The organism is Sphingobium sp. TomTYG74, assembly GCF_055393875.1.
The window spans coordinates 612330-626674 of record NZ_AP027342.1 but is presented as its reverse complement, the minus strand read 5'-3'; the positions used below and the strand labels follow the sequence as shown (position 1 = coordinate 626674).

Here is a 14345-nt window from a genome sequence, read left to right as displayed (position 1 = left end):
GACAATAAAACAAGGAGAGATGTAATGGAACTTCCTTTCGGTGCCGAGCAAGATATCGACTTCATGTTCACGAAGTTGATCGTTCACGACATAGAAAAGTCTGACGCCTTCTATAAATCTGTGTTCGGTCTAGTCGAAATGAACCGAATGGAAGCGAATATCGCTGGTCGGGCGGTTGTGGAGATCGTTTATCAGCCGACTTACAAGGGCGGCCCGCTGTTCATTCTGGCGAGCTTTCCCGACGACACGCAACCTGCTCGCAATGAATCGATCATCGGCTTTGCGAGCGGAGATTTCGACGCTTGCCTGCAGCGCATCGAGAAGGCTGGCGGAACCGTGTTGGAAGATCGATCGATTCCCAACGTGGGGCGTCACGCTTTTGTGAAGGATCTTGAAGGGCATCTCCTTCAGATCAGTCAGCGGCACGGCTGAGTGGTTATGCAGGGAAATATGCTGATGCACCGTAGATCGCTGCCTGATCGCAAGCTGTTCGACCAATTGCACCGGACGGTTGCGCCGGGCGATCATTATGGTCTTGCATTCCCCATCTCTCCAGAAATGCTGGCGGAATTTGGTGCGGCGTTTCTGACAGAGGCCTTCCGGGCTTCGGGGGTCATGTCCGCCGACAATGAAGTCACGGCAATAGTCGCGCTGAATCCGATCAGTGTTCCGGGAGCGTCCGAACGGGCGCTTCTTACCGTAGCCTATGCGCGGGACGAAGAAGGATTGCACACCGAACTGTTCGCCAAGTTCCCACCGGCGGATGCCGATCATAAATTTGGCCTGATCCGCCTGGGTAGCGGCGAGATCGACATGCAGCGCCTTGCGCGTGAAGTCGATCTTCCGGTCACGACGGCGAAATATTATTTCGGTGACTATTCTGGTAGCACGACCAATTATATCCTGATTACGGAGCGCATCGCCTTCGGCGTGGCGCCGATCGAGCCGGCTCATCGCAAGGGATATGATCACGAGATCAGCAATGTCGAGGACCATTATGTGTTGCTCGCACGATCGTTGGCGCGTCTGGTTGCGGCGCAAAAACGCGGCGCGCTTGGGTCGGACATCGAGAGAATATTTCCCTTTGGAGAAGCCGCGCGCGACTTCGATCCGATACCGGATGCCACCGCCAAGATCGCAACGCTCGAGAAATTCGTCACACGTACCGCGCCACATCTATTCATAGATGAGGTGTCCGATCCAGACTTCATGGCGCGTTGGCGAGAGGATGTGCTGTTCGGGCTGGAGCATAAGGACGCGGTTATTGCTTACCTGCACGAGGACCGCGATTATACTGGCCTTTGCCATCCAAATCTGAACGTGGATAACGCCTGGTATTGGCGCGAACCATCGGGAGAGCTCAAGGTCGGGTTGCTCGATTGGGGAGGCGCGGGCCAAATGAGCATCGCGCAGGCGTTGAGCGGCATGATGATGATGCCGGAGCCGGAAAGATATCGGGAACTGGTCGATCTGGTTCTCCGCACCTTCACGGCTGAACTGGAGGAGAAGTCCGGAGTCCTGTTGGATTCCGTCGAGCTACGCCTGCAATATAAAGCGTCGCTCTATTCCTCGGCGATCTGCATGATCCTGGATATAATCGCCGGTGTACTTGATCAGATTCCGGCAGATTTCTGGGCGTCAATGCAGAACCGTTCGGATCAGGCATTGAGGGATAGTGGACTTTTGCCCGCGATAATCTGGGTCGACAATATTCTGCGCGAATGGTGCGAAGACATCACTCCTGGAGATGCATGCCGTCAGATCGTTGCGCCGCTCCAATCCGCGAAGACTTCATCCGGTCAAGGTCGCTGACGGCATCGACCTTGATCTGTCTGGAGGCCCGAGCCTGAGTTGCTGTATCTGGGCGCGCATGGAGGATGCCGATCGACCGATGGGACAAGACGCTATGGCGATCGGCGTCGGCTGCGCCGGGCGTTGATCCCGGTGCAGCGTGTAGAGTTTACTTGTGATGATGGTTCGAAAGGACATAAGGGGCATAGAGTTTAAGCTTTGGGTGTAACATGCCGCTTACGGGAGAAACGACAGAAAAGGCGGATTCCGGTGAGGCAAAGGCCGCCGATCGGCTGACGCCCAATCGCCGAACCGGCCGACCGCCTAAGAAAAAGGCGGGCCAGATCGATGAGGCGATCTTGAGCGCGGCGCGAGATCTGTTCCTGTCGGTCGGATATGAGGCGACCGCTATGGAAGCGGTCGCCCAAGGGGCAGGGGTTTCCAAAAGAACCCTATATGCGCGCCATTCGACCAAGGAAGCGCTCATGAAAGCGGTTGTGGAAGACCGTGTGCAGAGATGGTCGAATGAAGCAAGCGCCAATAATGTCGATCTTCCCCAGGAATTTCCCGAGCGACTGAAACGTCATGCCCGGACTGCGATGGCGTCATTGGGAAATCCAGAAATTCAGCAGTTCGATCGGCTGATCCTGACAACAGCTTCGCGGTTTCCCGAAATCGCCGAAACCTTCTACAAGATCGGATATTGTTACGAACTTCAGTTCCTGACCGACGAAATTACCGAGGGAACGAAGAATGACCCAGTTCCGGCCGCAAATCCACAGCGCGTCGCCCGGCAATTGCTGAGCATGATCCAGGGATGGCGCCGGACAGAGGAAACGATACGGGTCTTGAGCCTGGAAGAAGCAGCGAGTTTCGCTGACGATGCCGTCGATGTCCTGTTACGTGGGCGGGACAGCTGGTAATCGTCCACCCAAAGCGGAAGCGGTTCAGGACTGGATGCTAATAAACTGGCCGGGACTGATAACCCCGGCCAGTAGCATTTTCCGTCTTATTTCTTTGGGAGCTTCGCCAGGTCTGTGTCAATGTCGGCGAGAAGCTTGTCCGTGATCGCATCAGGCGAATATTGCTGGATATCCTTGAGGGTCATCGCGCGTGCCATGTCGATCTGATCGCTGGTCGTAATTTCGGGAATATGCTTTGCCAGAACAGCCTTTGCTGCGGGATCATCCAGCAAAGTGCCGATTTCCGTCGTAGAGGAGGAATAGGCCGTCTGCGCCAAGGCAGGCATAGGCGACATGGCAATCAAGGCGGCGGCGATCATCCAATTCTTCATCATACTCTCCGTTTGTAAGCCAATTGGGGGTAATGCACCTTTGTAAAAATGCAACGCATATGTTTACTTCGCCACGAATATACGGCTATGCCTTGCTCGCTGCTGAACAACCACGCCGCAGGGATGGATGGAAATATATCTTACCCAAAATTCGAGCGGGTGGCACGGATATATGTCGGCCTGACTCGCAGCGGCGCGGCTGATTGGTCAGATCGTGTTTCAAGAAGCCGGGACGGTGATATTTAAAAGGCGGGAGAGAAGTTGATGGCGAGGGGCAAGAGCGTGGCGATGCGCGTCCTCAAATGGCTGGTGGCGTTCATCGTCCTGGCGGTGATTGCGCTGGCGGTCATGTTCACGATGGCGGTGGGGCCGGGCAATGCAGGCCGCCTCGTCTTGGGCATTGGCGCGAGCTATGACAAGACCCCGCCGCAGCTACCCGCCAAGCTTTCCGGCAATGCTATCCTCATCTTTTCGAAGACGAACGGCTTTCGCGATGATGAGCAGATCGTCGCCGCAAATCGCGCGCTGGAGGAGATTGCCCGGGCGCGTGGCTGGAGCAGCTACACGACGGAAAATGCCGCCATATTCAATCCGGCGCAGCTCGCCCGGTTCAAGGCGGTGGTGTGGAACAGCGTCAGCGGCGACGTGCTGACTCCGGAGCAGCGCAGCGCCTTTCGCGCATGGCTGGAAAGGGGCGGCGGCTTTGTTGGTTTGCATGGCGCAGGTGGCGATCCGCAATATGCGTGGCGCTGGTATGTCGATGATCTGATCGGCGCGCAGTTCATCGGGCATGTCATGGACCCGCAATTTCAGGCGGCGAACCTGAATGTCGAGGATCGCGATCATCCCGCGACGCGTGGACTGCCCAAGGTCTGGCGGCGGACGGACGAATGGTATTCCTTCGCGTCAAATCCGCGAGACAAGGGCTACCATATCCTCGTCACCATTGACGAGAAAAGCTACAGCCCGTTTGAAAAGCTGCTCCCCTTCACCAAGCCCAAGGACATCCGCATGGGCGCCGATCACCCAATGGTGTGGACCCATTGCGTCGGTGATGGACGGGCATTCTATTCCGCGCTTGGCCATGCCGCGTCCACCTATGGCGAACCGCTACATCGCAAGATGATCGGCGGAGCTATCGCCTGGGCGGCGGGGCTGGAAGGGCCGGGCTGTGCTGGTGGCGCGCTTTCGAAATAATGGGTCAGGCGGCGGCGTGTAGCCGCCGCAGTTCGGAAGAAAAACGGCTCAGGGTTTCGCTTGCTTCAACCCGTCCGCTGCTTGCCGGGTCGATCAATATCCCGATCTTGCGACGTTGATCGAAGCCGGAAAGCGCGGGCATCGCTATGCCGGGTTGCAGGAAGCAGCGTGGCATGACGGTGATGCCCAGCCCGGCGCGGAGGAAGGCGATCGCGCGGTCGTCATTGATCGTGCGGGCGGTGAAGAATGGACGGACACCGCGCTGTGTGAAGAAGCGGCTGACTGCGGTAAGCGCTTCGCAATTGCGGCGGACGAGCATGTCCATGCCTGCGACCTCATCCGCGTCCAGCTTTTTTCGATTGGCTAGTGGATGCCTGTCCGACAGGGCAAGGGCGTAGCCTTCTTCGAACAGAGTTTCGCGCGCGCGCGCATCATTGTCCAGCACGCCAATGACGGCATCGATCCGGCCACGTTCAAGGCGCGGCAGCAACTCGCGCATGCGGCCTTCGACTATTTCCAGCCTTTCGCCTTCTGCCTCACAGGCTTGTCGAGTGGCTTGTTCGATCCAGTGGGACGGCAATGTCGATATTATACCCAGGCGGATGAGCTTGCTGCTGTCATTTTCCGCCATCGCCTGTTGCGCGCGGGCGAATTCCGCTTCGATCCGGCGGGCATGGGCGGCAAACCGGCTGCCTGCCGGGGTCAATTCCACCCGGCGATTGGTGCGATGGAACAGGACGTGCCCGATCTGGGCTTCCAGCTTGGCGATGCCCACGGACAATGTGGGCTGCGACACGCCGCATTGTTGCGCAGCGCGGGAGAAGTTGCCGTGATCCACCACTGACAGGAAATAATGGATCAGATAGCGCTCAATCATAGACCACATCTATGATATCATTAGTGTCTGGTCAATTTTCCAGCCGTCTGGCGGCATGGTAGAAGGGCGAAAGATATTCAGGAGAGGCCATGACGCCCGATTTCGACTTCGCTCTGAGTGATAATGCCCAGATGATCCGGGAAACGACCCACCGCTTCGCTGCGGATTTGATCGCGCCGCTTGCTGTGCGGATCGATGCGGAGGACTGGTTTCCGCGTGACGAACTGTGGCCCGCGATGGGCGCGCTTGGCCTGCACGGCATTACCGTTGCGGAGGAGGATGGCGGCCTTGGCCTCGGCTATCTGGAGCATGTTGTCGCGCAGGAGGAGGTCGCACGGGCCTCCGCCTCCATCGGGCTCAGCTATGGCGCGCATTCGAACCTGTGCGTCAATCAAATCCGCCGCTGGGGCAATGCGGATCAGAAGGCGCGCTACCTGCCCAAGCTGATTTCGGGCGAGCATGTCGGCAGCCTTGCCATGTCGGAAGCAGGTGCTGGGTCCGATGTTATTTCGATGAAGCTGAAGGCGGAAAAGAAGGGCGACCGCTATATCCTGAATGGCACCAAATATTGGATCACCAATGCGCCCTATGCCGACACGCTGGTTGTCTATGCCAGGACGGGAGAGGGGTCGAAGGGGATCACGACCTTCCTGATCGAAAAAGGCTTCAAGGGCTTTTCCATCGGTCAGAAGATCGACAAGGTCGGCATGCGTGGATCGCCGACTGCGGAATTGGTGTTCGAGGATTGCGAAGTCCCGGAAGAGAATATCATGGGTCCGCTGAATGGCGGCGCGGGCGTGCTGATGTCGGGTCTGGATTATGAGCGCACCGTGCTGGCGGGTATCCAGCTTGGTATCATACAGGCATGCCTCGACACCGTGGTGCCCTATGTCCAGGAACGCCAGCAGTTCGGCAAGCCGATAGGTGCGTTCCAGTTGATGCAGGCCAAGGTGGCCGACATGTATGTCGCGCTCAATTCGGCGCGTGCTTATGTCTATGCCGTGGCGCGGGCATGTGACGCGGGCAGGACGACGCGGTTCGACGCAGCGGGTGCCATATTGCTGGCGAGCGAGAATGCGGTGCGGGTATCGCTGGAGGCGGTGCAGGCGCTGGGCGGGGCGGGTTATACGAAGGACTGGCCGGTGGAACGCTATATGCGCGATGCCAAGCTGCTGGATATCGGGGCTGGGACCAATGAGATCCGCCGCATGCTGATCGGCCGGGAGCTGATCGGCGCATGAGCGGGCCAGCGCTCGACACGAAGCTGTCATCGCAGGCGGATGGGTTTCGCGCCAATGCTGCCCATAATCTGGCGTTGGTGGAGGAGCTGCGGGCGAAGGTTGCCGCTGCGGCAGTCGGTGGGCCAACCAAGGCGCGGGACAAGCATGTCGGGCGCGGCAAGCTGTTGCCCCGCGAACGGGTGGAGCGGCTGCTGGACCCCGGCAGTCCTTTTCTCGAGATCGGGCAACTCGCCGCCAATGACATGTATCATGGCGAGGTGCCGGGCGCTGGGCTGATCACTGGGATAGGCCGCGTCGAGGGGCGGCAAGTGATGATCGTCTGCAATGATGCGACGGTGAAGGGTGGCACCTATTACCCGCTGACGGTGAAGAAGCATTTGCGGGCGCAGGAGATCGCGCTCGAAAACCGGCTGCCCTGTGTCTATCTGGTCGATAGCGGCGGTGCGAACCTGCCCAATCAGGCCGACGTATTTCCCGATCGCGAGCATTTCGGGCGCATCTTCTACAATCAGGCGCAAATGTCGGCGCAGGGCATTCCGCAGATCGCGTGCGTCATGGGCAGCTGCACGGCGGGTGGGGCCTATATGCCCGCCATGTCGGACGAGACGGTGATCGTGCGCAATCAGGGGACGATCTTCCTTGCCGGGCCGCCATTGGTGCAAGCGGCGACGGGAGAGGTCATCAGCGCCGAGGATCTGGGTGGCGGCGACCTGCATGGGCGCAAGTCCGGCGTGGTGGATCATGTCGCGGAGAATGACGAGCATGCGCTGAGCATCGTTCGGGACATCGTATCGACGCTCCAGCCCGCGCCGGTGATCGATATCAACATGCGCGATCCGGTGCCGCCGAAATTTGATGCGCAGGAACTCTATGGCATCGTGCCGCAGGATGTCCGCGCGCCCTATGATGTCCGCGAAGTCATCGCGCGCATCGTGGATGGTAGCGAGTTTCATGAGTTCAAGGCGCTCTATGGAACGACGCTGGTGTGCGGTTTTGCGCATATCTGGGGGATGCCGGTCGCCATCCTTGCCAATAATGGCGTGCTGTTCAGCGAGAGCGCGGTCAAGGGCGCGCATTTCATCGAATTGGCGTGCCAGCGGAGGATACCGCTGCTGTTCCTGCAAAATATCTCCGGCTTCATGGTGGGGGGGAAATATGAGGCCGAGGGTATCGCCAAAAATGGCGCGAAGCTGGTGACGGCGGTCGCTACCGCCAGCGTGCCGAAAATCACGCTGTTGATCGGCGGCAGCTTTGGCGCGGGCAATTATGGCATGTGCGGCAGGGCCTATAGTCCGCGTTTCCTGTTCACCTGGCCCAATAGCCGCATATCGGTGATGGGCGGTGAACAGGCGGCGAGTGTGCTGGCGACAGTGCATCGGGATGCGGAGACATGGACGGCGGAGGAGGCGGAAGCCTTCAAGGCGCCGATCCGCCAGAAATATGAGGATGAGGGCAATCCCTATCATGCGACCGCTCGCTTGTGGGATGATGGCGTCATCGATCCGGCGCAGACGCGCGATGTGCTGGGCCTGGCCTTTGCAGCGACGCTGAACGCTCCTGTAGCCGAGCGCCCGTCGTTCGGCATTTTCCGGATGTGATGACGATGATCCAGTCTCTTCTCATCGCCAATCGTGGCGAGATCGCATGCCGGATCATCCGCACCGCGCGGCGGATGGGCATTCATACCGTCGCTGTTTATTCGGATGCTGACGCTGATGCGCTGCATGTGCGCTCTGCTGACGAGGCGGTGCATATCGGCGCTTCGCCTGTGCGCGAAAGCTATTTGCTGGGAGAGCGCATTATTGATGCGGCTCGGCGGACGGGCGCGCAGGCTATTCACCCCGGTTATGGCTTCCTGTCGGAAAATGCGGAGTTCGCGCAGACGGTGATAGACGCCGGATTGATCTGGGTCGGACCCAATCCCGACAGCATCACGGCGATGGGCCTCAAGGACGCAGCCAAGAGGCTGATGAGCGAGGCGGGTGTGCCGACGACGCCCGGCTATCTGGGGGAGGATCAGAGACCCGACCGGCTGCAAGCGGAGGCGGACGCTATCGGCTATCCCGTGCTGATCAAGGCAGTCGCTGGCGGCGGCGGCAAGGGGATGCGCAAGGTCGATAGCGCGGCAGACTTTGCCGATGCGCTACTGTCCTGCCAGCGGGAGGCGGCGTCTTCCTTTGGCAACGATCAGGTGCTGCTGGAAAAATGGGTGACGAACCCGCGCCATATCGAGGTGCAGGTGTTCGGAGACAGCCACGGTAATGTGGTCCACCTGTTCGAGCGCGACTGCTCGCTCCAGCGGCGGCACCAGAAGGTGATCGAGGAAGCGCCCGCGCCGGGCATGGATGAACAGACGCGGGAGGCGATTTGCCAGGCAGCGGTTCGCGCGGCCAAGGCGGTCGACTATGTGGGCGCCGGGACGATCGAGTTCATTGCCCATGGGTCGGAGGGCCTGAGGGCCGACCGCATCTGGTTCATGGAAATGAACACGCGCCTTCAGGTCGAGCATCCGGTGACGGAGGAGATTACCGGGCAGGATCTGGTCGAATGGCAGTTGCGGGTGGCGTCGGGCGAGCCTTTGCCCAAGGCGCAGGATGAACTGTCGATCAGCGGTTGGGCGATGGAAGCGCGCCTTTATGCCGAGGACCCGGCGAAAGGCTTCCTGCCCTCGATCGGCAGGCTCGACCGTTTCGATATCGGGCCATGTTATCGAGTCGATACCGGGGTGGAGCGGGGGGCGGAGATATCGTCCTTCTACGATCCGATGATCGCAAAGCTGATCGCCTGGGGTCCAGATCGCGACGCCGCACGGTTGCGCCTGTCGCAGACGCTTGTGGAGACGGTCATATGGCCGCTCAAAACCAATGCCGGTTTTCTGGCGAAGGCGCTTCAACATCCGGATTTCGCTGACGGTCAGGTAGATACCGGACTGATCGGGCGTGAGGGGGAGGCGCTGTTGCCGGCTGCCTTGCCCTCAACGACGGTTCTGGAGGATGCGGCGTCCAAGCTCGCCGCGCCGGGGCCGATGGCGGGCTTTCGCCTGAATGCGGAGGCGCGGCGCGACGGCTGGTTCCTGCTGGATGGAGCGCCGGTGAAGGTTGCGCTGGCGGCTTCGAGCGGGGCTAAGGCCGGACGCAGCGTGATCGTCGCGGAGAGCGGGCAGAGTTGGCAGCTGACGCCTTGGCGAGCTGGCGGGCTGGGAGGCGGTGAGGCGTCCGATGGCGCGATCCTCTCGCCGATGCCTGGGCGGATCATTTCCGTGTCCGTCGCGGCGGGGGACAGGGTGGCGAAGGGGCAGAAGCTGTTGACGTTGGAGGCCATGAAGATGGAACATGGCCTTGTCGCGCCGTTCGATGGGGAAGTTGTCGAACTGCATGGCGTCGAAGGCGGGCAGGTGAGCGAAGGCACGCTGCTCGTCAAAATAGCAAAAGCGGAGGCAGGCTGATGGCGGGGAAGTTTTTCGAACAATGGGAAGTGGGGCAGACCATTGTTCACGAAATCCGGCGGACGGTTACGGAAACCGATAACCTGCTTTTTTCGACGATGACGCATAATCCGCAGCCGTTGCATCTGGATGTCGAAGCGGCCAAGGCGAGCGAATTTGGTCAGATACTGGTCAACGGCACCTTCACCTTTGCATTGATGATCGGCCTGTCTGTAGGTGACACGACGCTGGGGACGTTGATCGCCAATCTGGGCTATGACAAGCTCGTCATGCCCAAGCCCGTATTCCTGGGCGACACGTTGCGCGCCGAGACCGAGGTCATGGAGTTGCGGCCGAGCAAATCCCGGCCGGGTTCGGGCGTCGTCACCTTTTCGCACCGGCTGCTGAACCAGCGGGATGAGCTGGTATGTCAGTGTCTTCGTATGACGCTGATCAAGGGCGGCGGTGCATGATCATTGATGCACAGCTATATGATTTTATCGGCAGTAGCAGCGCCGCCCCAACTCTCGCTGGCTTTTGAAGGAAGTTGTCATGCAGAATGATCCTGTTGTCATCGCTGGATATGCCCGCACGCCCATGGGTGGGTTCCAGGGCATCTTCTCGCCTTTAAAGGCGACCGATCTGGGCGCGGCTGCGGTGAAAGCGGCAGTGGAGCGCGCGGGTGCGCCCGTGGACGTGATCGACCGCATCTACATGGGCTGCGTCCTGCCAGCAGGGTTGGGACAGGCGCCCGCGCGGCAGGCGGCGTTGGGCGCGGGCCTTGGCCTCGACACGCAGGCGACCACCGTGAACAAGATGTGCGGTTCGGGCATGCAGGCCGCCATCATGGCGCAGGAAGCGTTGCAAGCAGGCGCTGCCGACCTGATCGTGGCGGGTGGCATGGAAAGCATGACGAACGCGCCCTATGCCCTGCCCAAGCACCGTTCCGGCGCACGCATTGGTCACGACCGGATCATTGACACGATGATGATGGACGGGCTGGAGGATGCCTATCAGCCCGGCAAGGCGATGGGTGTCTTTGCCGAGGAGGCGGTGCGTGATTATCAGTTCACGCGCGCGGAGCAGGACGGCTATGCGGTTCGATCGTTGGAGCGAGCGCAGGCGGCCATCGCGAGCGGCGCTTTCCGGCGCGAAATTGCGGGGGTGATGGTGCCCGGACGTGGCGGCGATACGTTGGTGGATACCGACGAGCAGCCGGGTAAGGCCCGTCCGGACAAGATCCCCTCGCTAAGGCCCGCTTTCGTCCCCGACGGCACCATCACGGCGGCGAATAGTTCGTCCATCTCCGACGGGGCAGCGGCACTGGTGATGACGCGGCGCAGTGTGGCGGAGCGCATGGGTTTGCCGGTAATAGCCACAGTAGTGGCCAGCGCCGCACACGCCCATGAACCGGCGCGTTTTACGACCGCGCCCGTTCCGGCAATGCGCAAGCTGCTGGACAAGGCTGGCTGGTCCGTGGCCGACGTCGATCTGTTTGAGGTGAACGAAGCCTTCGCCGTCGTTGCGATGATCGCGGCCAAGGATCTTGGCATCCCCGCCGACAAGTTGAACGTGAATGGGGGCGCGACTGCGCTGGGGCATCCGATCGGCGCCTCGGGCGCGCGGATCATTGCTACTCTGCTGGGTGCGCTGGAGGAGCGCGGTCTCAAGCGTGGCGTGGCGAGCCTGTGCATCGGCGGTGGCGAAGCGACAGCGATGGCGTTTGAGCTCGCCTGACGCATTGGCGCCTTCCCTTTTCAGCGCGGCAACAATAAGCCTCTCGCCCTGAGATCAACTATCGAGAGGCAGGTTCTGGATGAAGGCGGTAGGATTCAGGCAAGGCGGCCCGCTGGAGCGGGAAGACTCGCTGATCGACATTGAAGTCGCCGATCCGTCGCCCGGCCCTCGCGATCTGCTCGTTCGCGTGCATGCTGTGTCCGTCAATCCGGTCGACACGAAAGTGCGCGGCGGCGCCAAGCCCGCTGAGGAGCCGATGGTTCTGGGCTATGACGCGGCGGGCGTGGTGGAAGCCATTGGCTCTGACGTCACGCTTTTCGCGCCGGGTGATGAAGTCTTCTATGCTGGCACCATCAAGCGGCCGGGGACCAATTCGGAACTGCATGTCGTCGATGAGCGGATTGTCGGTCCAAAGCCGCGTTCCTTCGATTTCGCACAGGCGGCGGCGCTGCCGCTGACCGGGCTTACGGCATGGGAGCTGCTGTTCGACCGTCTGCGCGTGCCGCGGGGCGGCGGTGAAGGGCAGACGATCCTGATCGTCAACGGTGCTGGCGGCGTTGGTTCGATGCTGGTGCAATTCGCCCGGCAACTGACCAGGCTGCGCGTGATCGCTACCGCTTCGCGCCCGGAAACCATCGCCTGGGTGAAGCAGATGGGCGCGCATGATGTAATCGACCACCGCAAGCCCTTGAATGAAGGGCTAGCCGCGATCGGCGTCAAGGCTGTCAACTTCGTGGCAAGTCTGGCTGCGAGCGAGCAGCATCTGCTAGCCTATGCCCGCATCATCGCGCCTCAAGGAAGCCTGGCGGTTATCGACGATGTAAAGAGCTTCGACATCGTGGCTCTCCGGCAAAAGTCGATCACGGTCGCGTGGGAGGGTGTTTTCACGCGCTCCATCTACGAAACCCCGGACATGATTGAGCAGCATCGCATATTGTCCGAGATAGCGCGGCTGGTGGATGAAGGGGTCCTGCATGGGACGATGACGCGTGATCTTGGACCGATGAATGCTGCCAGCCTGAAGGCTGCGCATGGACTGGTCGAAACGGGCGCATCCATTGGGAAGGTCGTTCTGCGGGTTTAGGTTTTCCCCACTGGGCTTCTTCAGCCATGCTGCTGCGGCCTTGACCTTCCCCTCCCAAGATATGCAAAGACGCACGACGATCAGCAGAAGAGAAAATGCATGGGACGAGGGGATGAGGCGTTGAGCCACGGCAGGGCCACTCTACGGCAAGGTCATGTCGCGCTTGGCATATTTCTCGTCGCCTATATCCTTTCCTTCATCGACCGGCAGATATTGAGCCTGATGGTCGAGCCGATCAAACAGGATCTGGGCCTTACCGATTTGCAGGTCGGATTATTGCAGGGATTGGCCTTTGCCATGCTGTATGCGGTGGTCGGTATTCCCATCGGAATGCTGGCTGACCGCATCAGTCGCCGACGGATCATTGCGGTAGGGGTTTTATTCTGGAGCGCCTGCACCGCGCTTTGTGGCTTTGCAGGGAGCTATGCACATCTGTTCGTCGCGCGCATGGGTGTCGGTTTGGGAGAGGCATCGCTATCCCCTTCGGCTCACAGCTGGCTAAGCGATGCCTATCCGCCAGCGCAGCTCTCCCGGGCGATGGCGATTTATAATCTGGGCATCACCATTGGCGGCGGGCTGGCGCTGCTGGTGGGGGGCGCCGTTGTCGATATGGTCGCGGCGCAGGGTGCGCTGGTTCTGCCCGGCATCGGGCCGATGCCTACCTGGCGGGCGGCATTCCTGCTGGTGGCGTTGCCCGGCCTGTTGGTGACGGCGCTGGTCTTCGTGGCCCGTGAGCCGACACGCCGTGCGGGGTGGGTGAAGGCGGGCATGCCGTTTCGCGCGGCACTGTATCACCTGCGTGCGCATTGGCGGACATTCGCGGCGATCTATGCCAATTCCACCTTGCTGGGGACCATGGGTTATGGCCTGTCGGCATGGTATCCGACATTGCTCATCCGGACCTTTGACATGACGCCCGGGCAGGCTTCGCTTCGTCTGGGGCTGATCTACCTGCTGCTTGGGAGCTTGGGTTCCTTGGCGGGCGGTTTCGCGGCGGAGAGGCTTTCGCTGAAAGGCGTGCGCGACGCCAATTTGAGGATGACGATGATCCTCGCCTTTCTGTGCGTAATTCCAGCGACGCTTGCGCCGGTCATGCCTTCCTCAACGCTGCTGCTGCTGCTCTTTTCAGTGCTGACCTTCTGCTTCAACGGCTATTTCGGCTGCTCGCTGGCTGCGATCCAACTCGCGACGCCACCCAGCATGCGAGCGACCGGAGCCGCGCTGTTCCTTCTGGCAAATAGTCTCGTAGGCTTGTCGCTCGGAACAGCGATCGTGCCGTTGATCGACAACGCCTTGTTCGACGGCAACGGCCAGATCGGCCCCGCGCTGGCCACCGTGGGCCTATGTGCGTCGCTAATCGCGGCCCTCGCCGCATGGTCCGGATTGCGCAGCTATGCCGCAACCAAAGAGGTGGTGGCGTGCGGCTGAGCGCAGCAAGTGCAGCGAACGATGTGATATTACTGATTATAGCGTTGGTTATACCTTGCGTGAAACGCCCCAGTTTTCGGGACAATTCAAAGGTATGGAACCAATGCGCAAGTTTTGCGGACGGTTCGCAGCCGGAACCGTAGCCCTGCAAAGCTGGTTAGCGAGAAGCAGGTTATCCTGCAGTGCGACCCAAACTGCCCTGCCTTCTTCTCCGGAGGTAGGGCTTTTTGCGGTTCAGGTCATACGGTCGAATTGCAGCCGCGCGTGAGATG

Annotated in this window: 13 protein-coding genes; 11 read left to right on the top strand and 2 right to left on the bottom strand. The window is 60.4% G+C overall.

Annotated features, from left to right (window positions below):
* Positions 1–24 precede the first annotated feature (24 nt).
* The 3 genes from ACZ5TB_RS15845 (at position 25) to ACZ5TB_RS15835 (ending at position 2714) form a co-directional block, all read left to right on the top strand.
* Positions 25–432, top strand: coding sequence for a VOC family protein (locus tag ACZ5TB_RS15845; protein ID WP_464792654.1), 408 nt, complete (start codon positions 25–27; stop codon positions 430–432).
* Between the two features lie 24 nt (positions 433–456).
* Entirely contained in the window at positions 457–1812 is a 1356-nt protein-coding gene (locus ACZ5TB_RS15840) for a hypothetical protein (RefSeq protein ID WP_464792653.1), read from the top strand.
* Between the two features lie 209 nt (positions 1813–2021).
* A complete protein-coding gene (locus ACZ5TB_RS15835; RefSeq protein WP_464780134.1) occupies positions 2022–2714 on the top strand; it encodes a TetR/AcrR family transcriptional regulator in 693 nt (230 codons plus the stop codon).
* 86 nt (positions 2715–2800) lie between these two features.
* Here the strand turns inward: ACZ5TB_RS15835 and ACZ5TB_RS15830 are convergent, their stop codons facing one another.
* Positions 2801–3088 (bottom strand): hypothetical protein, encoded by a 288-nt coding sequence (locus tag ACZ5TB_RS15830; protein WP_464780135.1) that lies wholly within the window; start codon positions 3086–3088, stop codon positions 2801–2803.
* A 261-nt stretch (positions 3089–3349) separates the two neighbouring features.
* On the opposite strand from ACZ5TB_RS15830, the gene ACZ5TB_RS15825 reads away from it, so the two are divergent.
* Positions 3350–4282, top strand: coding sequence for a ThuA domain-containing protein (locus tag ACZ5TB_RS15825; protein ID WP_464792652.1), 933 nt, complete (start codon positions 3350–3352; stop codon positions 4280–4282).
* Between the two features lie 4 nt (positions 4283–4286).
* Here ACZ5TB_RS15825 and ACZ5TB_RS15820 read toward each other — a convergent pair whose 3' ends face one another.
* Positions 4287–5159: a LysR family transcriptional regulator gene (locus tag ACZ5TB_RS15820; RefSeq protein ID WP_464792651.1), complete on the bottom strand. Its 873-nt coding sequence runs from the start codon at positions 5157–5159 to the stop codon at positions 4287–4289.
* An 89-nt stretch (positions 5160–5248) separates the two neighbouring features.
* Here ACZ5TB_RS15820 and ACZ5TB_RS15815 point away from each other — a divergent pair, with 89 nt between their 5' ends.
* The 7 genes from ACZ5TB_RS15815 (at position 5249) to ACZ5TB_RS15785 (ending at position 14073) form a co-directional block, all read left to right on the top strand.
* Positions 5249–6400 carry an acyl-CoA dehydrogenase family protein gene (locus tag ACZ5TB_RS15815; protein WP_464792650.1) on the top strand — a complete coding sequence of 384 codons (1152 nt, stop codon included), beginning with the start codon at positions 5249–5251 and terminating at the stop codon, positions 6398–6400.
* Positions 6397–7998, top strand: a complete 1602-nt coding sequence (locus ACZ5TB_RS15810; protein ID WP_464792649.1) for a carboxyl transferase domain-containing protein — start codon at positions 6397–6399, stop codon at positions 7996–7998. The genes ACZ5TB_RS15815 and ACZ5TB_RS15810 overlap by 4 nt, the downstream gene beginning before the upstream one ends.
* A 5-nt stretch (positions 7999–8003) precedes the next feature.
* Positions 8004–9845 carry an acetyl/propionyl/methylcrotonyl-CoA carboxylase subunit alpha gene (locus ACZ5TB_RS15805; RefSeq protein WP_464792648.1) on the top strand — a complete coding sequence of 614 codons (1842 nt, stop codon included), beginning with the start codon at positions 8004–8006 and terminating at the stop codon, positions 9843–9845.
* Positions 9845–10297 carry a MaoC family dehydratase gene (locus tag ACZ5TB_RS15800; RefSeq protein WP_464789787.1) on the top strand — a complete coding sequence of 151 codons (453 nt, stop codon included), beginning with the start codon at positions 9845–9847 and terminating at the stop codon, positions 10295–10297. Before ACZ5TB_RS15805 ends, ACZ5TB_RS15800 begins: the two co-directional genes overlap by 1 nt.
* 79 nt (positions 10298–10376) lie before the next feature.
* The gene (locus tag ACZ5TB_RS15795) at positions 10377–11561 is read left to right on the top strand and encodes an acetyl-CoA C-acyltransferase (RefSeq protein ID WP_464792647.1); all 1185 of its coding nucleotides are present in this window, start codon (positions 10377–10379) and stop codon (positions 11559–11561) included.
* A 79-nt stretch (positions 11562–11640) separates the two neighbouring features.
* Complete coding sequence (locus ACZ5TB_RS15790) at positions 11641–12645, top strand: zinc-binding alcohol dehydrogenase family protein (protein WP_464792646.1); 1005 nt, start codon at positions 11641–11643, stop codon at positions 12643–12645.
* Between the two features lie 99 nt (positions 12646–12744).
* Entirely contained in the window at positions 12745–14073 is a 1329-nt protein-coding gene (locus ACZ5TB_RS15785) for an MFS transporter (protein ID WP_464792645.1), read from the top strand.
* The last annotated feature ends 272 nt before the right edge of the window (positions 14074–14345 follow it).

What these genes read in the sequence shown, in the direction of transcription:
- ACZ5TB_RS15845 (WP_464792654.1), top strand. Translation starts at nt 25, where the DNA reads ATGGAACTTCCTTTCGGTGCCGAGCAAGATATCGACTTCATGTTCACG.
- ACZ5TB_RS15840 (WP_464792653.1), top strand. Translation starts at nt 457, where the DNA reads ATGCACCGTAGATCGCTGCCTGATCGCAAGCTGTTCGACCAATTGCAC.
- ACZ5TB_RS15835 (WP_464780134.1), top strand. Translation starts at nt 2,022, where the DNA reads ATGCCGCTTACGGGAGAAACGACAGAAAAGGCGGATTCCGGTGAGGCA.
- ACZ5TB_RS15830 (WP_464780135.1), bottom strand. Translation starts at nt 3,088, where the DNA reads ATGATGAAGAATTGGATGATCGCCGCCGCCTTGATTGCCATGTCGCCT.
- ACZ5TB_RS15825 (WP_464792652.1), top strand. Translation starts at nt 3,350, where the DNA reads ATGGCGAGGGGCAAGAGCGTGGCGATGCGCGTCCTCAAATGGCTGGTG.
- ACZ5TB_RS15820 (WP_464792651.1), bottom strand. Translation starts at nt 5,159, where the DNA reads ATGATTGAGCGCTATCTGATCCATTATTTCCTGTCAGTGGTGGATCAC.
- ACZ5TB_RS15815 (WP_464792650.1), top strand. Translation starts at nt 5,249, where the DNA reads ATGACGCCCGATTTCGACTTCGCTCTGAGTGATAATGCCCAGATGATC.
- ACZ5TB_RS15810 (WP_464792649.1), top strand. Translation starts at nt 6,397, where the DNA reads ATGAGCGGGCCAGCGCTCGACACGAAGCTGTCATCGCAGGCGGATGGG.
- ACZ5TB_RS15805 (WP_464792648.1), top strand. Translation starts at nt 8,004, where the DNA reads ATGATCCAGTCTCTTCTCATCGCCAATCGTGGCGAGATCGCATGCCGG.
- ACZ5TB_RS15800 (WP_464789787.1), top strand. Translation starts at nt 9,845, where the DNA reads ATGGCGGGGAAGTTTTTCGAACAATGGGAAGTGGGGCAGACCATTGTT.
- ACZ5TB_RS15795 (WP_464792647.1), top strand. Translation starts at nt 10,377, where the DNA reads ATGCAGAATGATCCTGTTGTCATCGCTGGATATGCCCGCACGCCCATG.
- ACZ5TB_RS15790 (WP_464792646.1), top strand. Translation starts at nt 11,641, where the DNA reads ATGAAGGCGGTAGGATTCAGGCAAGGCGGCCCGCTGGAGCGGGAAGAC.
- ACZ5TB_RS15785 (WP_464792645.1), top strand. Translation starts at nt 12,745, where the DNA reads ATGGGACGAGGGGATGAGGCGTTGAGCCACGGCAGGGCCACTCTACGG.